The sequence below is a fragment of the Bacillus cereus group sp. MYBK139-1 genome (assembly GCF_051916915.1).
Classification (GTDB): Bacteria; Bacillota; Bacilli; order Bacillales; family Bacillaceae_G; genus Bacillus_A; species Bacillus_A pacificus.
The window spans coordinates 848,373-868,876 of sequence record NZ_JBQAHO010000001.1; the positions used below are offsets into that span (position 1 = coordinate 848,373).

The following is a 20,504-nucleotide window of genomic DNA, read 5'->3' on the forward strand; positions in this document are numbered from 1 at the left end:
TAATCCTCCAATGTTTTTAATTTAAAATATGCTTGGATACATACTTTTAGAAGAGGATGAAATTTGATGAGTTTTCAATAAAAAAGAAAACATCCAGAGTTAGATGCTTTCTTTTTTTGTATTTTTTGCTATCTGTTAGTTACTTGTTTCATAAGCGGTCTTATTTCTTTAACTGATGGTTTTTTATCGTATACATCAACGTAAGAAAAATAATAATTTAAGTTTCTGAGAATTCCTTTTCCTATTTTAGCACTTAAGAAAGGAAAGACTTGTCCAGTATAATCATCAAGAGATTTACAGTAGTATTTTTCATCTAAATATATACTGTATTTACATGTTAGTTCTACTAGTGAGTTTCCTTCATCATCAATTACTTCCTTAGAATCAATAATGTCTATTAATGCGAATTTTTCATTTAGATAAACTTTCTTCTTTTTCTCATGTTTATTTGTGAGTATAAATACGAGACCAATGGCGTTAATCAAACTGTTTCCTCCTATAAAAAACGGATATTAATAAAATATATCGATATACGTTAAATGTAAAGAGGACAGGTGAAATATCATTGATAGAAAGTTCAATAAGCCGATTTGGTTTTCAAATCGGCTTATTGTTATTGAAATACTTGCGGGAATTGCTTTACGATTGCGTTTGTTATCATGTCGGCCATTTCTAAAGCTTCTTTTTCAATTTTATCGTACAGTTTTACGCCTGCTTCATAATCTTTATTTAGGAATGCCAGTGCTTCTGCCTTAGTTAGTGCTAAATGTTCATAAAACATTTTTCTAAATGCTTCTTTATCAATATATGGGTTAATGCTAGTAAGAAACGCAACAATTTCATCTCCGTTAGCGTACCATTTTTTCTCTATAGCAGTAGCTGAATTTTGATCACCAGCTTTTGCTGCTTTAACAAGATCCGCTGCAATTACTAAGTGGTCTTTAATTAGTGCACTATATTTTTTCACTGCATCCTCACCATAGAATGGTTCAAGTGACAGTCCCATATGTGTTGCATTTTGAAGAAGCCGCCCAACTGTAATGTTTACGTCAGGTAAATTGAAAACAATACTTATAATAGCTAATCTCGTCCAAGCAACGTGTTGTTCCCATAAGGAACGCATATAACCTTTTAAAAAATTCTCATTTTTACTAATTCGGGAATTACGTACAGATGTATCAAAGTGTATATAAGGGTTATGATAGGGGGAGTAATACGATTGCCAATAAGGATACATAAACGGTAACACTCCTTTGAACATGTATAACTCAAAGTATGATGGGAATTTATATTTAGTTACGTGTCCTCGCTTATTTTTAAAAATTGAGTGTTTTGATTGTGATATATAGATAAAACGAATATAAAATAAAAGATGCTCTGCAAGGGAAGTTGCAGAGCACCAAAAGGGTATTGCCGAGATGTCGGACTCGACTACGTAATATTATCATAAAATTCACTTAAAAAAACCTGGTAAATGTGTCCAAATGAAAGTGTATCTTTAATAAAGTCAAAGGGATCTGCTTCCTGCGGCAGATCCCTTTAACTAGATAATGTCGATGAGCAAAAACTCATCTGGAGTACTTTAATAGTAACAAGTGAAATTCGTTTTGTGTATTGAGAAAAAAAGATTTACTTTATTAAATGTTAAGAACTTATATTTTACTTCTTGCTATTATCATCATTTGTTGTGAGTGGAGTATGGTTATAAAATGGGGAAAAGATTTACAATCACATCTAAAAGTGTACTGAAATATATATAAATCAAAAAAGACCTGCATAAATAAGCAGGTCAACTTAAGGGGTTTATCCAACAGAATATTTCATATGTTAACAACTGTATTGTATTAAGTCTATAAGGTTCATATTGAGAAAATTATTATGAACGATCTATTACGTACGTGTATTAACGTTTAAAAAGTCGAGAAAGAAAATGAAAAAGCTTTCTATAAGAAAATAATGGTTGATACTTATAATATGATTCATATTTCCATGCGTCATTATTTGAGAATTGGAGTTGGTTCGATACGGTTTTCGGTTTGATGGAACTAATATTACGATGCTTCATAAAGTAACCTCCTGAATTCATATGTATAAGATTAGTAGTATTCAAGGAGAATCAATAAAATGTGTATTTATTTTAAAATTCGTTATAGTTGTTAATCCATCTCTAAAACGTAAAGAAGCATAAAATAATGAAAAAGCAGGACATTAGTCGTGTATTCATCACTTTCATGACGCATAAGAGATGATATAATAGGAGTAGATGAAAGTTAAAGAAAAGCAGGTGACTCTTTTTTGTTTACAAAAGCACAAGAACTTTTAGCGTCTTATTTCGGTTATTCGTCATTCCGAAGAGGACAAGATGAAACAATTAAAAATGTATTAGATGGGAAAGATACAGTTTGTATTATGCCTACAGGTGGTGGTAAGTCAATTTGTTATCAAATTCCCGCATTAGTATTTGAAGGAACAACGTTAGTTATATCGCCTTTAATATCGCTTATGAAAGACCAAGTAGATACATTAGTACAAAATGGTATTTCAGCTACATATATTAATAGTTCTATTTCGATTACAGAAGCGAATCAACGAATTCAATTAGCGAAACAGGGCCATTATAAGTTACTTTATGTAGCGCCAGAGCGACTTGATTCAATGGAGTTTGTTGACCAACTGATCGATATGAAAATCCCGATGATTGCCATTGATGAGGCGCACTGTATTTCGCAGTGGGGACATGATTTCCGTCCGAGCTATTTACATATACACCGTATATTAGATTATCTTCCAGAAAAGCCGCTCGTATTAGCATTAACTGCTACGGCAACACCACAAGTTCGTGATGATATTTGCAATACGCTTGGAATTAATCAAGAAAACACGATTATGACAACGTTTGAGCGTGAGAATTTATCATTTTCTGTTATTAAAGGACAAGATCGTAATGCATATTTAGCGGATTATATTCGTCAAAATCAAAAGGAATCTGGGATTATATATGCAGCTACTAGAAAAGTAGTTGATCAGTTGTATGAGGATTTAATGAGAGCGGGAGTTTCTGTATCCAAATATCATGCTGGTATGAGTGATAACGATCGAAATGAGCAACAAGAACTCTTTTTACGTGATGAAGTGAGTGTAATGGTAGCCACATCTGCGTTTGGGATGGGTATTGATAAATCGAATATTCGTTACGTTATCCATTATCAGCTTCCAAAAAATATGGAAAGTTATTACCAAGAAGCAGGACGTGCTGGCCGTGACGGATTAGATAGTGCATGTATATTGCTTTATTCTTCTCAAGATGTACAAGTACAGCGCTTTTTAATTGATCAATCGACAGGAGAGTCTCGTTTTTCAAATGAACTTGAAAAACTGCAAAATATGACTGACTACTGTCATACAGAACAATGTTTACAATCATTTATTTTGCAATACTTTGGAGAAGAACCAAAAGAAGATTGTGGTCGTTGCGGTAATTGTACAGACGACCGAGAAAGTATCGATGTGACGAGAGAATCGCAAATGGTTTTATCTTGTATGATTAGGACGAACCAACGATTTGGTAAACAAATGATTGCACAAGTACTAACTGGATCTAAAAATAAGAAAGTCATTGAATTTAATTTTCATACTTTGCCAACTTACGGACTTTTATCAAATCGTAGTGTAAAAGAAGTGAGTGAATTTATTGAGTTTTTAATTTCAGACGAGCTAATTGCAGTTGAACATGGTACTTACCCGACACTAAAAGTAACGGAAAAAGGGAAAGAAGTGTTACTTGGTAAAGAGAATGTTTTACGTAAAGAACGAGTAGAGACAAGACAAATCGTTCAAGATCATCCTTTATTTGAAGTGCTTCGCGAAGTACGTAAAGAAATTGCGCAAGGAGAAGGGGTACCTCCATTCGTTATTTTCTCTGACCAAACGTTGAAAGATATGTGCGCAAAAATGCCGCAAAGCGACTCTGAACTTTTAACTGTGAAAGGGATTGGTGAACACAAACTTGTGAAGTATGGTTCGCACTTCTTACAAGCAGTTCAGCACTTTATTGATGAAAACCCAAATTATGCTGAAACTATTAAAACAGAAGTGGTGACAGAGCGAAAGAAATCAGGGAAAGCTTCAGCAAATTCTCATTTGGAAACGTATGAAATGTATAAACAAGGTATTAATCTAGATGAAATTGCGAAAGAACGTGGATTATCAAGACAAACGATTGAAAATCATTTAATTCGTTGTTTTGAAGATGGAATGGAAGTAGACTGGAACAGTTTTGTTCCTGCAGAATACGAACAACTGATTGAAACTGCTGTGCAAAATGCTGATGGTGGTCTGAAATCGATTAAGGAACAACTTCCGAATGAAGTGAGTTACTTTATGATTCGTGCTTATTTACAAATTAGAAAGTAGTGACATGTAAAGGGGATAGGGATTTATGCATCACGTTTTTGTGTATGGTACGTTAAGAAAAGAGCAAACGAATGCTCATTATATGCAAGGTGTAATATGCATTGCAGACGAAGCATGGACGTATGGCAAATTATTTGATACAAACGAAGGGTATCCAGCGATGATTTGTTCAAATAAAGATAAGGTATATGGAGAAGTTTATGAAGTAAATGATGATGTTCTGCAAAAATTAGATGAACTGGAAGAATACACAGGTAATGCAGAGAGTGATTTATATGACCGAATCACCGAAACAATATACTTTGGTGATAGCGAAATACGTGCATTTGTGTATGTTTCTCAAGACAAAGAGATGCTGAAGAAAGTTATCATTTCTGGTGATTGGGTAGAATATCAAAAAGGACAATAAGAGCAGCCGTAGAGCAGATAGTGGGATTTCCCATTATCTGCTTTTTGTTTTACCACTTCCAAAATTCTTATTATTTTGATAAATTGAAAATATATGGAAATACAATATGTTTTTCCATAGGTGTCAGAAAATTAGTCGGTCACCTACAGCGTGAAAACTTATTACAGGAGGAGAATAATGAACGAATTAGATGTGAGGGAGTTTTATCAAAGACAATTTGAACTGTCGAATTACGATATAAATACAGAAAGCTGGTTAGAGCAGCTTGCTAAAGAAGTTAAAGAGCAAATTGGACATCCATTTCAGTCGATGTTAGAACTGGGAGCAGGAAATGGCGGTTTTGCAAGGGCGATGTCTAAGTTACGTGTAAAGATGACTACTGTTGAGCTTGTACCAGAGTTAGTTATGTTTGCAAAAGAGCATTCTACTAATGATATTGCTATTCATTGCACTGATTTTTATAAAATTAATTTTGAAGAAAAGTTTGATGTTGTTAGTTATTTAGATGGGTTTGGTGTAGGAACAGATGATGAACAATTGATTCTATTAAAACGGATTAAAAATTGGATGAAGGATGATGGATGTGCACTTATTGATATTTATCAACCATTGTATTGGAAAAAGGTAAGTGGACAAGAAATGCCCTTAAGTTCAGCTATGCGAAAATATGAATATGATAGCATAAATGAAAGAATGTTAGATCATTGGTGGCATCCTAATAATCCAAATGATATAGTTACACAGTCTTTACGTTGTTATACGGTAGATGAGATTAGTAATCTATGTGCTGAAGCTGGTCTAAGTATTGTAGGATTCTTTCCAGGAGGAGAATATGACTTTGAAAAGCGAAAATATAAAGAATTAGCAACTTTAAACGAATGTTTGGCGTATCGAATTAAAATAGAAAAGAGTAGGGATTAATCTCTACTCTTTTTTTTATTCGGAAAATTCCCACTAAAAACCTTGACTTTATAAATGGATTTTTAATACAATTATATTTCGACTGAAAATTTAGAACGGACAGGAGGGAATCATCATATGAACAACATTTTTGAAGAAGAGTTACAAAGAATGAAAGACACATTACGTACGATGGATGATCAATTAGAACAGCTCGAAAACATTCCGGTTTATTATGGCGATGATTTTAAAGAACAAATTCTTGAAAGTATGAGGGAGTCTAATAGACAAAACTTACGTATTGGTGTACAAGAGCCGTACTTTGGAAGATTAGATTTTCAGGAGGATGGTAAGGAAGATGTTATGCCGATTTACATCGGTAAAGTAGGTGTTTCAGATAAAGATAAGATGAAACCAATTGTAATTGATTGGCGGGCACCTGTCGCAAGTATGTTTTATTCATTTACCGGCGGTGATGAATTAGCGTTTTATCAATCACCAGATGGATTAGTAGAAGGTGATGTTTATTTAAAGCGAAACATTTCTATTAGAAAAAGAGAATTAGAACGTGTTGTTGATACATATGTGAAAGGAAATGAAGATGTCTCGCATGCCGATGATTTTCTTCTATATCGATTAGGTGAGAATAAAGATAATAAACTAAAAGATATTGTTTCGACGATACAATCGGAGCAAAATGATATTATTCGTGCGGAAAGAAACTTACCACTACTTATTCAAGGGGTTGCAGGAAGCGGTAAAACAACGATCGCTTTACATCGTCTTGCTTTTTTAATTTATGAATATCGTGAGCAATTAGAAGCGGAGAGAATGATTGTTTTTGCTCCGAATAGTCTGTTTTTAGATTATATTTCGAGTGTACTTCCTGAATTAGGTGTCGGGAATATTAGTCAAACAACATTTCCAGACTGGGCATTACGTACGTTAGATGATTCGGTGAAACTGAAGCAGACAGAAGAAAAATTGAAAGAAGCATTTTCTATTAATCGTGATGAAAGAAAGATTATGCTTGGTAAATTGAAAGGTACGCTAGAATTTAAGTCCTTTATTGAAGAGCAAATGGTTCAATTTGAAAAAGAACTAGTGCCAACAAGTAATTTTGAGGCATGGGATAAAGCTGTTATTCCAGTGGAAGATATAAAAAAATGGATGCAAGTTGAGTATAAACATTATCCATTAAAGAAAAGAAGAGAACGTTTAGTTGGCCGAATGAAGCGCTGGATTGAAATTGAACTAAAAAAGTATGGGGAAACAAACGAGAAGAAATTATTAAAAAAAGAAGCGACAAAGAGATTGAACAACTATCTGAAGTTTTGGCCGAAAATGAGCTCGCTTTCAATATATAGTTCAATATTGAAAAGCAAAGAAATACTCGAAGTATTACCCGAGGAACTTGTGAAAGAAACTGAAAAGAGTTGTCGTAAAAAAGAAGTGTATGTAGAAGATTTACCAGCTTTAATTTACATACATCATCGCATAACAGGTATTGAAATCGGACAGAAATTTCATCATGTTGTTATTGATGAAGCGCAAGATTTCTCACCATTTCAAGTTTATGTATTAAAAGAAATTACACTAGGTAACTCTTTTACTATATTAGGTGATTTATCTCAAGCAATTTATGATTATCAAGGGATTGAAGATTGGAGTGCTTTTAAGGAAGTATTCCAAGAAACAGGTTATTATGAACTGACGAGAAGTTACCGCTCTACAAAAGAAATTATAGAATTTGCGAACGGAATAATTAAAAATGCAGAGATTCCAGTAGGGCTTGCAATGCCAGTTTTCCGTAGTGGTGAAGAAGTGAAAATAATTCATACAGAAGAACAGTTTACTGAAATTGTAAAGACATTAAAACATCTACAAAGTGAAGATGTGAAAACAATTGCGGTAATAGGAAGAACAGACGGTGAGTGCCGCGATATATATGAGAATTTAATAAACGCAGGATTGGCTGTAAACTTCATTGAAGCAAATCAAAGTAAATATGAAGGTGGTATTTCGGTAGTACCTGTGTACTTGGCGAAAGGGCTAGAATTTGACGCTGTTCTACTCATTGATGTTGATGCAGAACATTATAAAAATACGAAACATGATGCGAAGTTATTATATGTTGGATGTACAAGGTCGCTTCATGATTTATGGATTTTCCATAGCGGGGAAGCATCTTCGTTAATTAAGAAATGAAAATTCAAGAGGATTTTCTAGTAATGAATAGGAAAGCCTCTTAGTTTATCGCGCTTTAATGGGCAGCCCGATTGGTGAGGGCTGATTAAAGTTTCACTTTATAAATATATAGGAGACATGATAATGATTACAAAAGTAATAACAAAGAGAAATTGGGAAATTGCAAAGATAAATGGAGAGATTAATGAAGTTTCACTAAAAGAAGAGGGATTTATACACTGTTCATTTTTAGAACAAGCTTTAAACGTTGCGGAAAAATATTTCATTCATGAAGAAGATGTTTTATTACTGACAATTGATCCATCCTTAGTGAAAGCAGAAATAAAATATGAACTTGCTTCTAACGGCCAAGAATATCCGCATGTTTACGGAGCAATTAATATAGATGCAATTATAGATGTTGTTCCATTTCCTAAGGAAAAAGGGGAATTTATATTACCAGAGTTACAAAGTTAAGCGTGTTATAAGTAAGCTAGAAAAGCGCAAATTACAAATTTGCGCTTTTTATTATCCATTTTTTAGTAAAAAATTGTATTTGTCACCTTAATACTGTACGGTACATAGTATAAAACATATACTGTATGACATATAGTAACGAAAATGAGGTGAATACATGGATGCTTTATTAAATTCATTAATTACTGAGCTAAGAAGAGGCACATTAACATTAGCAGTTTTAAGCCAATTAAGAACGCCGCAGTATGGATATTCACTTGTCCAATTATTAGAGAAATCAGGAATCGCAATTGATCAAAGTACTTTATATCCACTACTTCGCCGGTTAGAAAAGCAAGAGCTAGTGACGAGTAGTTGGGATAAAACAGAGAGTAGGCCTCGTAAGTACTATGTTTTGAGTGAATACGGATTAGATATATTCCAACAGTTGAAAAAGGAATGGATAAAGGATTCGAAAGAACTTTATAACTTATTAATGGAGGAGGACAAGAATGAATTTGATTGATATTTATGTCGAGGAAGTAGCGAAGAGATTACCTGAAAAAAATCGTGAAGATATTATTCTTGAGCTACGGTCAACAATTGAGGATATGTTGCCTGATGATTATAATGAAGATGATGAAAAAAGAGTTCTTGAAAAATTGGGGAGTCCGGTTTCATTAGCTAATGGATATTTGGATAGACCGATGCATTTAATTGGACCGCGTTATTTTGATGTATATATGACATTATTAAAAATGATCATTCCAATTGCAGTTGTTATCACATTCATTGCAATGGTTGCAGAAAATTTTATAAGTTATACTGGTGATCAAGCAGTATTAAATGTTATTTTACAATTAATAGGTAAAGGAATTGGAGAAATTTTTGAAGTAGCTCTTCATGTATTTTTCTGGTTAACACTTGTATTTGCTATTTTAGAAAGAACAGATAAAAACAAAGATACTGAGCCGTTGACGACAAGTTTAAAAAAGTGGACGCCAGCTGATTTGAAAAACATTTCGCATATTCCAAAGAAAAGAGCAATTTCCAAGTTTGAAGTTTTTGGAGGGTTAATGTGGACGGCAATTTGGGCTACACTTTACTTTTATGCGAATCATCTCGTTGGCGTATACAGTGGTACGGGAAGTGGATTGAAGTTTGTCGCGCCAACGTTTAATCAAGATGTGTTATTTCAGTATTGGCCAATCGTTGTGATGATAATTGTTTTTGAAATAGCGATATCTCTTTATAAGTTAGTACAGGGACAATGGACGAAAAGATTGGCAATCGGGAATACTATTCTTCAAATAGCTGGAACGATAGTATTCATTATAATTGTAGTAAATCCGCACATATTTACCGATGGATTTATTACGTTCGTGGCAAATGTGTTCACTATTTCTCCGGAAGAACTTAAAAAGGGGCTAATTGGCGGGGGTATTCTCATTTACGTTTTATCTGCTGCATTAAACATTTATGATAGTTTTCGAAAAGCTAGTGTTTGTGTAACAAATAGGTAGTTAAAAACAGAACGTATATGAAAGGAAGAAAACGATGATAAGGGAAGCAACGGAAAAAGATGTAACATACATTTTAGATATTTATAATGATGCCATACTAAATACAACAGCTGTATATGCATATAAACCTGTAACCCTTAAAAATAGAATAGATTGGTATGAACAGAAAAAGGCTGATGGTTATCCGATTTTTGTATACGAACTAGATAATAAAGTAGTAGGATTTGCAACATTTGGTCCGTTTAGAGCTTGGCCAGCTTATAAATACTCAATTGAGCATTCAGTGTATGTTCATAAGAAGTATAGAAAAAATGGAATTGGAACTTCTTTACTGAAGGCATTAATCACAATTGCCAAAGAAAGAGAATATATGACTTTAATTGCTGGAATTGATGCGGAAAATGAGAAAAGTATTGCTTTACATGAAAACTATGGATTTGTTCATGCAGGGACGATTAAAAAGGCTGGTTATAAGTTTAATAAATGGCTAGATTTAGCTTTTTATCAATTGGAGCTTAATGGGCCTAAAAATCCTTTAGAAGAATAGAGATTTTTCGTAAACATGTATCTTTTAGGTAGCAAGGAGTAATTCATGCTACCTTTTTCTTATTGTAAAAGCCTATTTAATCTGCTAAAAAGGTTTTTTTACATTCTATATTGAATGATTAAAGGTGATAAAACGATATGAAATGAGGAATGAAAATGGAAACAGTCATTCAAAAAATGAAAGAGATACAATCTGATCATGTTGGAATAGCTATTTATTCTACAAAAAGCAATCGTATAGTTGCTTCATATAATAGTGAAATAAATATTCCGTTAGCATCGGCAGCAAAAGTAGTAATCGGATTTGTAGTAGCGCAAATGGTGAAGGAAAATACATGTAATTGGAATGATATACTTCAGCATGTTAAATTTAATCCAAATGAAGATAGTGCGCAGTTGTATCCACATTTACAAGGAAGAAGGACTTTAACACTTAGTAAAGCAGTAGAAGTAATGATAGCATGTCATGATAGTTACGTTGCACAGTCAGTTGTAATGTACTGTGGTGGATGGGATGCTGTGAAAATGTATGCCCAAACGTACTTTTCAAAAATTCATATACAAGAGGACGCTAGGGATGAGAAAAATGTTGGAGAATTAAATGAGGTTCTTTCACTTTTAGTACATATTTTTCAGGGGTATAAATCAGAAGCAGAATTATGGGAACCAATTATTAGCGGCATGGTAAGACAGCAAGGTGAATATGAAGGAATACATTCATATCACTTAGCTCATATGACAGGTGGACTATCTTCAGCTGCAATAAATATTGGTATAATAGGAATATTCAATGAATTCCCGTTTCTTTATGTTATTGGAGGAAAAGATTTACCTAATCGACGTGAAAATAAAGAGGTAGATGAAGCTTTTGCAGTAGCTTTGAAGTACATATACAAAGAATATAGTTAAAGTATGCTAGGAGTGAGCAATTGAAAAGAAACTTAAAGACATCAACAATCATTATTTTAATTGTAACGATTATTGCTCTTGAAGTGGGTATCGCACTATACGATCACAATTTGTCATTAGATACTATTTATTTTGCAGCGATCCTCATTTGTATTGTATTACTTTTTGGTACACGAGTTTCTGAAGAGAAAGAAAGTACATCGAAAGAGAGACGAAGAAAAACAGCTCTTTTATTTTGGCCATCTATTTTACTGTCTATCGCTTCTTTTGCAGTTATAGGTTATATAAGAATAGGTTATATTTCTGTGCCAGGGATAATTGGTTTTTCATGCTTTATTACTTATGGTGGATTCGTATGTATTAGTATTTTAAAAAGGAAAAATAAAAATGAAAGGTAGCTTAATAAGCTGAAAGGAAGAAATATATGAAACATATAGAGAATGGTACACGCGCTGAAGGAGAATACATAAAAAATAAGGTCATTCAATATAACATGTCTATTTTAACAGATGAAGCAAAACAGCCGATGGAACAAGTAAGTTTTGTTCTGAAAGATGAGGCTGGGAAAATCTTTGGCGGGGTAACAGGAACGATGTATTTTTATCATCTTCATATAGATTTTTTATGGGTTGATGATTCAGTTCGTCATGATGGTTATGGTAGTCAACTATTACATAAAATTGAAGATATTGCGAAGGAAAAAGGTTGTAGATTAATATTATTAGATTCATTTAGTTTTCAAGCGCCAGAGTTTTATAAAAAGCATGGCTACCAAGAATATGGTGTTGTTGAAGATCATCCTAAAGGGCATAGTCAACACTTTTTAGAGAAGAGGTTATAGTATTCGTGTTTTGCAATAAAAGTGGATTTTAAAAGCATCGCCAATAAGGCGATGCTTTTTTTAGCTTATAGAAACTAATCAATCTGATACAATTATGCGAAGAAATAGTTCGATTCGTATTACAAGGATTTTCTTTTTTTACTATTCAAATAGCTTATTCATTAAATCTTGTATTTCACGTCTTCTTTTATCTGTTTCTTCCTTATCAATTGTATATGTATCATCCTCTATTATAAGAACATCACCCTCTTTTGCAGTGGAAGGGAGTTTGGATTTAGGTACATCAATTGTTACGTTATTCACTTCAATAACTACTAGTTCGCCTTCAAAACGGTCAATAATACCTCTTTTCATAATTATCTCTCCGCTCTTACAGAAATGTTAGAACCATTACTAGTAATAATTACAGTTCCGTTTAAATCAGTTCTGTATACTTTAACAGACATTGCATTTAACTTTGCTAAAGTTTCCTGTGTGGGATGGCCATATCGGTTACCTGCACCTGCACTGATCACAGCGATACTTGGTTTCACTGCATCTAAAAATGGTTGAGAAGAAGAAGTCTTACTTCCATGGTGACCAGGTTTTAATACATCAGATTTTAGGTTAGAACCATATGTTGCAAGCATATCTTTTTCACTTTTAGATTCAGCATCACCAGTAAATAAGAAAGATTTGCTGCCATGTGTTACTTTTAATACAGCACTCCACTCATTTAGATCGTTACCGTATTCTTTAACAGGAGCTAAAAATTGTGAGTTTAAACCATTGATTGGTAAAGTTACCCCAGACTTCGCTTCTTTAATAGTTAACCCTTTGTTAGCTACTGCAGTTAAAAAGTCTTTAAACGTTTGTGTCGTATGGCTTACTTTAGGTGCGTAAACGTTTTTTACATTCATAGCATAAAGTACTTCATCCAATCCGCCTACATGATCGGCATCAGGATGAGTGGCAATCATATAATCGATAGTTTGGAATCCTAATCCTTTTAAATAATTTGCTACTACTTTACCTTTTCCGTTGTTACCACCATCAATAAGGATTGTTTCGCCACCTGGAGATTTAATAAAAGTAGCATCACCTTGTCCTACATCAATATAATGAACTTCTAACTCGCCTTTAGGCTTAGGAAGAGCCGGACGGAAACTAGGTTCTAATACACGAGCTAAAAATGCAGCGAACTGTTCACGAGTTACTTTTACATCTGGACCAAATGTACCATCAGGAAATCCAGCTGTAATATTATTTTGAGCTAAAATTTTGACATAATTGTAACCCCAATGATTAGATGGAACATCAGGGAAATTGACGTCTGCACCTGTAGGTTTCAAATTAAAAGTTTTAACTAAAACTACTGCCATTTCTGCACGAGTTAATGAACGGTCAGGGAAATAGTTTATTTCACGTTGTACAATGTTATTATGTGCTAACTTATGTACAGAATCATAGTAATAGATACCTTTGGCTACATCGGAAAAAATATGATTATAGCTAGATGGTTTTTCTAATTTTAATGATAAATCTAGCATTAAGGCCATTTGTCCACGAGTTACATCATCACCCGGTTTAAAAGTTCCTTCTGGTGTACCTTTAATGATACCTTTATCCGATAAATAGTTAATTTCCTTAATTGCCCAATGATTAGATTGGACATCTGGGAAAGCTTTAGCACTTGTAAGATTTGGAATGAACAATGTTAAAATCATGACAAATGCTGTTAGTAATAAACTAAACTTTTTCAAAAAATCGCCTCACTTAATGTATTTTTTACCTTATTAACTTTACCATTTCTTACAAGTAATTCAAAGTTTAATAGGTAAATATTTTATTAGTTTCTTTGTATTTCCATAAATTCATTAATTTGAAATAATCTAACTTAATAGAGGGGATAGGAAAGGTATTAGAGAATTGTTTATATTGCAATTGTAAAATCCATATTATAAATTTATAAAATCATTTATAATAATTTATATTATGTTAAATGGGAGAAAGAAAATGTATACGTATAAATTACAAGATGAGAAACCAATCTGTTCAGAAAAATTAAAGAGGCTTTACGATTCTGTCGGTTGGTGGCCAGAAAGAAAAGAAATCGATATTCAAAAAAATGTTAAAAAACAGTATAGCAATTGGGGTATGGAAAGAAAATGAGTTAATTGGTTTTGCTAGAGTTGTTTCAGACGGTGTTTTTCGAGCGTACTTAGAAGATGTTGTTGTGCATGAGAGTGTAAGAAATAAAGGTATTGGTGAGAAGATGCTTACAATGTTGCTTGAAGAGATATCTCATATCGATATTGTGAGCCTATTTTGTGGAGAGAAACTTATAAAGTTTTATGGTCAACAGCAACTTCAAGCGACGAACCAAATTGTGATGCATCGTAATCAAATAGTGAAAGAAATATGAGGTGAGAATTAGAATGAAGGTAACAAGAGCATATTGTTTATCGAAAAGAAAAGCGACAGAAGATTCTCCTGATGGTTGGAATGCAACATGTATGAGACTTAATAATAAAATCTTTGCGATATTGAACCATGAAGAAGGCGAAAAAGCGGCAATAACATTAAAATGTGATCCAGAACTTGCGCTAAGATTAAGAGAAGAGTATCCAGAAACAATCATTCCAGGGTATCATATGAATAAAAGACATTGGAATACAGTGTATATACATAAAGATGTGGAACAGGTGCAAATTAATAAGATGATTGATTGGTCGTATGATTTAGTTCTGCAGTCATTTTCAAAGAAAAAGCAGCAAGAGTTATTAGATTAATATGTATAAGGGGTGGGTGTATTGAAAGACACGATTAAAGATACATATGATAAATTAGCGAGTACATATAAAGAAAATCTAGATGTGGCAAATCCATATAACAGCTATTATGAAAGACCAGCGATGATGGAGATGATTCCAAAGAAATTAGAAGGGAAGAGCGTACTAGATGCTGGGTGTGCAGCTGGATGGTATACTTCTCAATTTGTAGAAAGTGGAGCAAATGTTACTGCAATTGATGTAAGTTCTGAAATGGTAAAAGCTGCAAAGGAAAGTATGGGTGATAAGGCAACGTTTCTTTGTCATGACTTGCAAGAAATATTACCGTTTGAAGATCATACTTTTGATGTAATTGTAAGTTCGTTAACCCTTCATTATTTAGAAAATTGGAATCAAGTATTTCAGGAGTTTCGTCGCGTACTGAAGCCAGGTGGAGAATTTATATACTCCATTCATCATCCTTTTATGGATTTTACAAAGTTTACTTGTAAAAATTATTTCGAAAAACAATTATTAGTAGATACTTGGGTTAAACCAGATATTACAATTGAAGTTGAATTTTTTAGAAGGTCACTTCAAGACATTATTAATGAAACAACAAATTGTTTTGTGTTAGAAAAAATGGTTGAACCGAGGCCCGTTGAAAAGATGAAGGAAGTAAATGAAAAATCTTATCATTATTTAAATACAAATCCACATTTTCTTATTGTTAAAGCAGTTAATAAATAGCTAGTAAAATGATTATATTTTACTAGCTATTTTGCAGTTTTAAATGATGAAATAGGAGTTTTGAAATGAATACGAAACGAAATAGATTACTATACGCAATGTTTACAATCCTTGTTATTATTTTAGGGCTTAGTTCAAGAAAGTTTGCTTTTGCGCTGCCGGCTCTATTAAATGATTATTTAGGTGATGCTTTATGGGCGTTAATGATTTTCATTGGATTCGGATTTTTATTTCCTAAAATAGAAACGAAGAAATTGGCTTTTATTAGTTTAATGTTTTGCTACGGGATTGAAGTGAGCCAATTGTACCATGCCGAATGGATAGATAGTATTCGTGCAACGACTTTAGGTGGACTCGTGTTAGGTTATGGGTTTTTGTGGAGTGATTTAGTGGCTTACACAATTGGTGTTGGAATAGGATTTCTTTTTGAGTTGATTTTATGGAAGAAATAAGTGAGTTTAAATGGGGGGATTTATTAAAGTTAAATGAAGAGATGTTTTTCAGGATTTTTGCTAATAAAGAAACTATTGAAGAATTAATAGAAAGGAGTGTACAAATATGAAAAAAATTATATTAATAGGTTCTGGTGGTTCAGGGAAATCTACATTAGCAAGGCAGTTAGGAAATAAATTAAATATTAAAGTACATCATCTTGATGCGTTATTTTGGAAACCGAATTGGGAGGGTGTTTCGAAAGAGGAGCAAAGAAAGGTTCAAAATGAATTAGTTAAAGAAGATGAGTGGATTATTGATGGGAATTATGGCGGGACAATGGACATCAGAATGAACGCAGCGGATACAATTATCTTTCTTGATATTCATAGAACAATATGTGTTTCTCGTGCTTTTAAAAGAGTTGTACAATATCGGAATAAAACAAGACCGGATATGGGCGCGGGATGTAAGGAAAGATTTGATTTGCAATTTTTTAAATGGATATGGGAATATCCTAAGACGAAGCGACCTACAATTTTAAAGAAGTTAAATCAATTGAGTAAGGATAAAGATGTTATTATTTTAAAATCTACAAATGAAGTAAGACTATTTTTAGAGAAGTACAATGCTATAAATAGTTAGATTATAAAAAGAAATAACCTGGGGGTATAGAATTGGATAGATTTATTAGGCTAGTTGATTCTAATATGGTGAAAATTCCAGCAGGAAAAGTAGAATTAAGAGATGATCGAATAAAGAAAGAATGGAAAGTCCAAGTTAATTCGTTTCTTCTTGCAAAGTATGTTGTAACGATGGAATTGTATGATACGATTACGAATCGTACATCAAATTTATCCAAAGATAAAAACAAACCAGTTGTAAATATCTCATGGAATGATGCCATTATGTTTTGTAATCTACTTTCAAAAAAAGCGGGGTTAAAAGAATATTATTCTATTAATGACGGTGGTCAAATTGTTAGTTGTAATTTAGATTCAAATGGGTACCGATTACCTTCAGAAGCAGAGTGGCAATATGCGTGTAAAGCAGGAACTACTGGATACATATACGGTGAACTGAAAAAGATTGCTTGGTATAATGAAAATTCAAACGGACAAATTCAAGACATCGGTAAAAAAGAGCCGAATGCATGGGGCTTGTATGATATGTTAGGGAACGTTTGGGAATGGTGCTATGATTTGTATGATGAAAAGGTGTATGGATCATACCGGATTTTTCGAGGTGGTAGTTGGGCTGAAGAAGCTAGAGGTTGTGGCGCGACTTGTCGTCGCCGTAGTCATCCAACATTTTACATAGATGACCTTGGATTTAGGCTCGCTAAGTCCATTTAGAAGAATTATAAGAGCAAAATAATGTAGAGAAGATTTAAATTAAGGAGTGTTTTAAGTGGCACGTGTTTTATTCATTAATGCTGGATCAGAAGGACATATAAATCCAACGTTGCAAGTTGTAGAAGAATTAGTTTCACGCGGGGAAGAGGTGGTTTATTTTTCAATAGAAGCTTTCAGAGAACGTATTGAAAAAACAGGGGCTATTGTAAGAACAATTGACGACCAAAGATTTATAAAAGCATTTCTTTCCGGCGGTCGAAATTATTTGCAAGAAAGAATAAATGGTCTCTTATATACAGCAGATGTTGTAATACCTAGTGTTCTAGAGCAAATTGAAGGAGAGCAGTTTGATTACATCATTCACGATTCGATGTTTGGGTGCGGTCGTTTAATTGCTCAAATTTTAAAGCTTCCAGCAATAAATTCTTGTACATCTTTTGCGCAGGATGAAAGATCATTTGAACAAATGTTAGATCACTTGTCTAAAAATATACCAGTGGAAGTTCAAGATAACATACATAATGATTTTGAACGCTTAACAAAAGGAATTTCAGAAAAATATGGTGTTGAAATAAACTCACCGTATGAAGTTTTTTGTAACCCAGCACCACTCACTATTGTGTATACGGTTAAAGAGTTTCAACCTTTCGGTGATACGTTTAATGAAACATATAAATTTGTAGGCCCATCTATTTCTGCACAAGTAAAAAATGAAGACTTTGATTTTACTTCAATTGAAGAAAAAAGCCCGATTTACATTTCGCTAGGCACTGTTTTTAATGAAGCGCTTGATTTTTATAAACTTTGTATGAAGGCGTTCGAGAATAGTGATCATACAATTGTGATGTCTATTGGTAATAAAACGAACATAAGTGATTTAGGTGAAATTCCTAAAAACTTCATTGTAAAAAATTATGTGCCACAAACGAAACTACTTGCATATACAAAGTTGTTTATTACACATGGCGGAATGAACAGTACACATGAAGGATTAAATAACGGGATTCCACTCATTGTAATTCCGCAAAGTGCAGATCAGCCAGTAATTGCAAAGCAAGTAGAGAATCTAGGAGTTGGGATTAAGTTATCTATGAAAGAATTAACTGTAGAACAACTACGTGAAAGTGTAGAACTTGTATTAAATAATCCATCATATAAAGAAGCTGCATTGCATTTGAAGGAGTCTTTCCGGAAATCTGGTGGCTATAAGGAAGCTACTAATGAGATTTTTACATTTATAGGTCAGTAATAAATGGAATATTATACATGAGAAGAGTGTCTATATGAAATAATATAGACACTCTTCTGTTATATGAAGCGGAGAATCAATTGTTTTGAAAGATTAAATATCTTGTTTTATAAATTCTGGCCATAGTTTTACATGTTAGTAATGCTTTCACAGTTTCTGCACAACTTCTGCACATGTTTTGGTGATTTCTATGTCATGATATATTCATTAAGTGAAATATTTCACATAAAAAGAAATATATTTTCACTGCGGTGTATGCATAAGTAACACATACATCGATGCAAGATTGTCTCTTGTTATTCTTTTACATCGAAGCCCACATTACACTACAAAGTATAACAAGAAAGGGACAGGAATATGAATAATCGATTATTAAAACAACTACAAAACATGAAAATGAACAAAAAAAGTCTAGGAGCTGTTGCGTTAACAGCTGGAATTATTGGCACAACACTTATTCCTCAAAACGCATACGCGCACGGTTTTGTTGAAAAACCTGGCAGCCGATCTGCTTTATGTAGCCCAACCTATGGTGCACTGAATGTAAATTGCGGAAGTATTATGTATGAACCACAAAGTTTAGAAGCTCCAAAAGGATTTCCACAAGCTGGCCCAATTGATGGAAAAATTGCTTCTGCAGGCGGCAAATTTGGTGGTATTTTAGATCAACAAACAGCAGATCGTTGGTTTAAAAATACAATCACTGGTGGAGAAAATACATTTACTTGGAAGTATACAGCGCCTCACTTAACGAGCAAATGGCATTACTATATTACTAAAAAAGGATGGAACCCAAATAAAGCGCTAACAAGAGCAGATTTTGAACCAATTGGAACTGTACAACATGATGGTTCTGCGGCTTCAAATCATTTAACGCACAAAATCAATGTGCCTACTGATCGTAGTGGATATCATGTGATTTTAGCAGTATGGGATGTAGCTGATACAGCAAATGCATTCTATAATGTTATTGATGTTAATCTCATAAATGACATAAAACCAGATACGGAGGCTCCAAGTATTCCAAATGGAATTCAGGCACAAAAAGTAACAGCGAATAGTATAGAACTAGCTTGGAACGATTCTACGGATAATGTAGGGGTAAAAGGATATCAAATCTTCCGTAACGGAGAAATGATCGATACAGTACCGGGCACGCATTTTATTGATAAAAAATTACAACCAAGCACGGAATATTCTTATACTGTAAAAGCAATTGACGCAGCTGGAAATGCTTCGAAAGAAAGTGCAAAGCTTACAGTAAAAACGGCAGTTGAGGCTCCCGATACAGAAGCACCAACACAACCAAAAGGATTACATAGTATGGGAACAACATCTTCAAGTGTGGATCTAATGTGGAGTCCTTCTGACGATAACATTGGTGTAGACCATTACGATATTTATAGAGAAGAAGAAGGATCAATGAAAAAGATTGCAACATCCAATACGACTTCTTATATGGATAAAAATTTACTCTCTAATACTACTTATAAATATGTAGTAAAAGCTGTTGATGTAGCTGGAAATGAATCTGTACAGAGTGATATATTCACAATTACTACAAAAACTGAAAGCGCTTCATATGAAGAATGGAATGCAACGAAAGCATATGAAAAGGGAGATAGAGTTCTATACGAGGGAAAAGTATATGAAGCAGTCCAGAGTTATAAAGGAAATGGGGACCCAAACTGGATTTATGCCTTATCATTATGGAAAACAGTATAAGCTTTCCTAAGATATAAACTAAGAGATAATGGGCTTTGATGCAAAAGGACATCTTGAGA

Annotated in this window: 22 protein-coding genes and 2 pseudogenes; 20 read left to right on the top strand and 4 right to left on the bottom strand. The window is 33.5% G+C overall.

Features of this window, described 5'->3' with window-relative positions; translation table 11 throughout:
- Positions 1-128: 128 nt before the first annotated feature.
- Together ACTFRS_RS04300 and ACTFRS_RS04305 are read right to left on the bottom strand one after the other, a co-directional pair.
- Positions 129-485: a cytoplasmic protein gene (locus tag ACTFRS_RS04300; RefSeq protein ID WP_242293365.1), complete on the bottom strand. Its 357-nt coding sequence runs from the start codon at positions 483-485 to the stop codon at positions 129-131.
- 128 nt (positions 486-613) lie between these two features.
- Entirely contained in the window at positions 614-1,237 is a 624-nt protein-coding gene (locus tag ACTFRS_RS04305) for an acetylglutamate kinase (RefSeq protein ID WP_440024165.1), read from the bottom strand.
- Positions 1,238-2,295: 1,058 nt separating this feature from the next.
- On the opposite strand from ACTFRS_RS04305, the gene recQ reads away from it, so the two are divergent.
- The 11 genes from recQ to ACTFRS_RS04360 all read left to right on the top strand — a co-directional run bounded on the left by recQ (position 2,296) and on the right by ACTFRS_RS04360 (position 12,184).
- Entirely contained in the window at positions 2,296-4,413 is a 2,118-nt protein-coding gene (recQ, locus tag ACTFRS_RS04310; RefSeq protein WP_431084655.1) for a DNA helicase RecQ, read from the top strand.
- Positions 4,414-4,438: 25 nt separating this feature from the next.
- The gene (locus tag ACTFRS_RS04315; protein WP_242293368.1) at positions 4,439-4,822 is read left to right on the top strand and encodes a gamma-glutamylcyclotransferase family protein; all 384 of its coding nucleotides are present in this window, start codon (positions 4,439-4,441) and stop codon (positions 4,820-4,822) included.
- A 177-nt stretch (positions 4,823-4,999) separates the two neighbouring features.
- Entirely contained in the window at positions 5,000-5,743 is a 744-nt protein-coding gene (locus ACTFRS_RS04320; protein ID WP_440024162.1) for a class I SAM-dependent methyltransferase, read from the top strand.
- Between the two features lie 117 nt (positions 5,744-5,860).
- Positions 5,861-7,930, top strand: a complete 2,070-nt coding sequence (locus ACTFRS_RS04325; RefSeq protein ID WP_242293370.1) for a HelD family protein — start codon at positions 5,861-5,863, stop codon at positions 7,928-7,930.
- A gap of 123 nt (positions 7,931-8,053) precedes the next feature.
- A complete protein-coding gene (locus tag ACTFRS_RS04330) occupies positions 8,054-8,386 on the top strand; it encodes a DUF952 domain-containing protein (protein WP_318160660.1) in 333 nt (110 codons plus the stop codon).
- 157 nt (positions 8,387-8,543) lie between these two features.
- Positions 8,544-8,891, top strand: coding sequence for a PadR family transcriptional regulator (locus tag ACTFRS_RS04335; protein ID WP_139865824.1), 348 nt, complete (start codon positions 8,544-8,546; stop codon positions 8,889-8,891).
- On the top strand, positions 8,878-9,888 hold the full coding sequence (locus ACTFRS_RS04340; protein WP_242293372.1) for an HAAS signaling domain-containing protein: 1,011 nt from the start codon (positions 8,878-8,880) through the stop codon (positions 9,886-9,888). The genes ACTFRS_RS04335 and ACTFRS_RS04340 overlap by 14 nt, the downstream gene beginning before the upstream one ends.
- 34 nt (positions 9,889-9,922) lie before the next feature.
- Complete coding sequence (locus ACTFRS_RS04345; protein WP_139865822.1) at positions 9,923-10,435, top strand: GNAT family N-acetyltransferase; 513 nt, start codon at positions 9,923-9,925, stop codon at positions 10,433-10,435.
- 155 nt (positions 10,436-10,590) lie between these two features.
- Positions 10,591-11,343, top strand: a complete 753-nt coding sequence (locus ACTFRS_RS04350; RefSeq protein ID WP_139865821.1) for a serine hydrolase — start codon at positions 10,591-10,593, stop codon at positions 11,341-11,343.
- Positions 11,344-11,363: 20 nt separating this feature from the next.
- The gene (locus ACTFRS_RS04355) at positions 11,364-11,741 is read left to right on the top strand and encodes a hypothetical protein (protein WP_242293373.1); all 378 of its coding nucleotides are present in this window, start codon (positions 11,364-11,366) and stop codon (positions 11,739-11,741) included.
- 26 nt (positions 11,742-11,767) lie between these two features.
- The gene (locus tag ACTFRS_RS04360) at positions 11,768-12,184 is read left to right on the top strand and encodes a GNAT family N-acetyltransferase (RefSeq protein WP_242293374.1); all 417 of its coding nucleotides are present in this window, start codon (positions 11,768-11,770) and stop codon (positions 12,182-12,184) included.
- A gap of 141 nt (positions 12,185-12,325) precedes the next feature.
- On the opposite strand, the gene ACTFRS_RS04365 is transcribed toward ACTFRS_RS04360, so the two are convergent.
- Both ACTFRS_RS04365 and ACTFRS_RS04370 read right to left on the bottom strand, forming a co-directional pair.
- Positions 12,326-12,538 carry a DUF3006 domain-containing protein gene (locus ACTFRS_RS04365; RefSeq protein ID WP_242293375.1) on the bottom strand — a complete coding sequence of 71 codons (213 nt, stop codon included), beginning with the start codon at positions 12,536-12,538 and terminating at the stop codon, positions 12,326-12,328.
- Between the two features lie 2 nt (positions 12,539-12,540).
- Positions 12,541-13,926: an S-layer homology domain-containing protein gene (locus tag ACTFRS_RS04370; RefSeq protein ID WP_139865819.1), complete on the bottom strand. Its 1,386-nt coding sequence runs from the start codon at positions 13,924-13,926 to the stop codon at positions 12,541-12,543.
- 253 nt (positions 13,927-14,179) lie between these two features.
- Between ACTFRS_RS04370 and ACTFRS_RS04375 the strand changes: the two are divergent.
- From ACTFRS_RS04375 to ACTFRS_RS04415, 9 genes and pseudogenes are all read left to right on the top strand, one after another.
- A pseudogene (locus ACTFRS_RS04375) lies at positions 14,180-14,588 on the top strand (GNAT family N-acetyltransferase).
- Positions 14,589-14,601: 13 nt separating this feature from the next.
- Positions 14,602-14,955: an MmcQ/YjbR family DNA-binding protein gene (locus tag ACTFRS_RS04380; protein ID WP_139865818.1), complete on the top strand. Its 354-nt coding sequence runs from the start codon at positions 14,602-14,604 to the stop codon at positions 14,953-14,955.
- Between the two features lie 21 nt (positions 14,956-14,976).
- Entirely contained in the window at positions 14,977-15,684 is a 708-nt protein-coding gene (locus ACTFRS_RS04385; RefSeq protein WP_440024157.1) for a class I SAM-dependent methyltransferase, read from the top strand.
- A 65-nt stretch (positions 15,685-15,749) separates the two neighbouring features.
- Positions 15,750-16,136, top strand: a complete 387-nt coding sequence (locus tag ACTFRS_RS04390) for a DUF2809 domain-containing protein (RefSeq protein WP_440024155.1) — start codon at positions 15,750-15,752, stop codon at positions 16,134-16,136.
- 17 nt (positions 16,137-16,153) lie between these two features.
- Positions 16,154-16,246, top strand: a pseudogene (locus tag ACTFRS_RS04395) (aminoglycoside phosphotransferase); the annotation flags it as partial.
- The gene (locus tag ACTFRS_RS04400; protein ID WP_139865815.1) at positions 16,243-16,761 is read left to right on the top strand and encodes a DNA topology modulation protein; all 519 of its coding nucleotides are present in this window, start codon (positions 16,243-16,245) and stop codon (positions 16,759-16,761) included. The pseudogene ACTFRS_RS04395 and the gene ACTFRS_RS04400, both read left to right, overlap by 4 nt.
- Before the next feature lie 65 nt (positions 16,762-16,826).
- Positions 16,827-17,471 carry a formylglycine-generating enzyme family protein gene (locus ACTFRS_RS04405; protein WP_396022954.1) on the top strand — a complete coding sequence of 215 codons (645 nt, stop codon included), beginning with the start codon at positions 16,827-16,829 and terminating at the stop codon, positions 17,469-17,471.
- A 55-nt stretch (positions 17,472-17,526) separates the two neighbouring features.
- Complete coding sequence (locus tag ACTFRS_RS04410; protein WP_440024153.1) at positions 17,527-18,720, top strand: macrolide family glycosyltransferase; 1,194 nt, start codon at positions 17,527-17,529, stop codon at positions 18,718-18,720.
- A gap of 357 nt (positions 18,721-19,077) precedes the next feature.
- Entirely contained in the window at positions 19,078-20,445 is a 1,368-nt protein-coding gene (locus tag ACTFRS_RS04415; protein ID WP_440024151.1) for a lytic polysaccharide monooxygenase, read from the top strand.
- Positions 20,446-20,504 lie beyond the last annotated feature (59 nt).

Coding starts and splice junctions, on each gene's coding strand:
- ACTFRS_RS04305 (WP_440024165.1), bottom strand. CDS start 1,237: ATGTATCCTTATTGGCAATCGTATTACTCCCCCTATCATAACCCTTAT.
- ACTFRS_RS04315 (WP_242293368.1), top strand. CDS start 4,439: ATGCATCACGTTTTTGTGTATGGTACGTTAAGAAAAGAGCAAACGAAT.
- ACTFRS_RS04320 (WP_440024162.1), top strand. CDS start 5,000: ATGAACGAATTAGATGTGAGGGAGTTTTATCAAAGACAATTTGAACTG.
- ACTFRS_RS04325 (WP_242293370.1), top strand. CDS start 5,861: ATGAACAACATTTTTGAAGAAGAGTTACAAAGAATGAAAGACACATTA.
- ACTFRS_RS04330 (WP_318160660.1), top strand. CDS start 8,054: ATGATTACAAAAGTAATAACAAAGAGAAATTGGGAAATTGCAAAGATA.
- ACTFRS_RS04335 (WP_139865824.1), top strand. CDS start 8,544: ATGGATGCTTTATTAAATTCATTAATTACTGAGCTAAGAAGAGGCACA.
- ACTFRS_RS04340 (WP_242293372.1), top strand. CDS start 8,878: ATGAATTTGATTGATATTTATGTCGAGGAAGTAGCGAAGAGATTACCT.
- ACTFRS_RS04345 (WP_139865822.1), top strand. CDS start 9,923: ATGATAAGGGAAGCAACGGAAAAAGATGTAACATACATTTTAGATATT.
- ACTFRS_RS04350 (WP_139865821.1), top strand. CDS start 10,591: ATGGAAACAGTCATTCAAAAAATGAAAGAGATACAATCTGATCATGTT.
- ACTFRS_RS04360 (WP_242293374.1), top strand. CDS start 11,768: ATGAAACATATAGAGAATGGTACACGCGCTGAAGGAGAATACATAAAA.
- ACTFRS_RS04365 (WP_242293375.1), bottom strand. CDS start 12,538: ATGAAAAGAGGTATTATTGACCGTTTTGAAGGCGAACTAGTAGTTATT.
- ACTFRS_RS04380 (WP_139865818.1), top strand. CDS start 14,602: ATGAAGGTAACAAGAGCATATTGTTTATCGAAAAGAAAAGCGACAGAA.
- ACTFRS_RS04390 (WP_440024155.1), top strand. CDS start 15,750: ATGAATACGAAACGAAATAGATTACTATACGCAATGTTTACAATCCTT.
- ACTFRS_RS04400 (WP_139865815.1), top strand. CDS start 16,243: ATGAAAAAAATTATATTAATAGGTTCTGGTGGTTCAGGGAAATCTACA.
- ACTFRS_RS04405 (WP_396022954.1), top strand. CDS start 16,827: ATGGTGAAAATTCCAGCAGGAAAAGTAGAATTAAGAGATGATCGAATA.
- ACTFRS_RS04415 (WP_440024151.1), top strand. CDS start 19,078: ATGAATAATCGATTATTAAAACAACTACAAAACATGAAAATGAACAAA.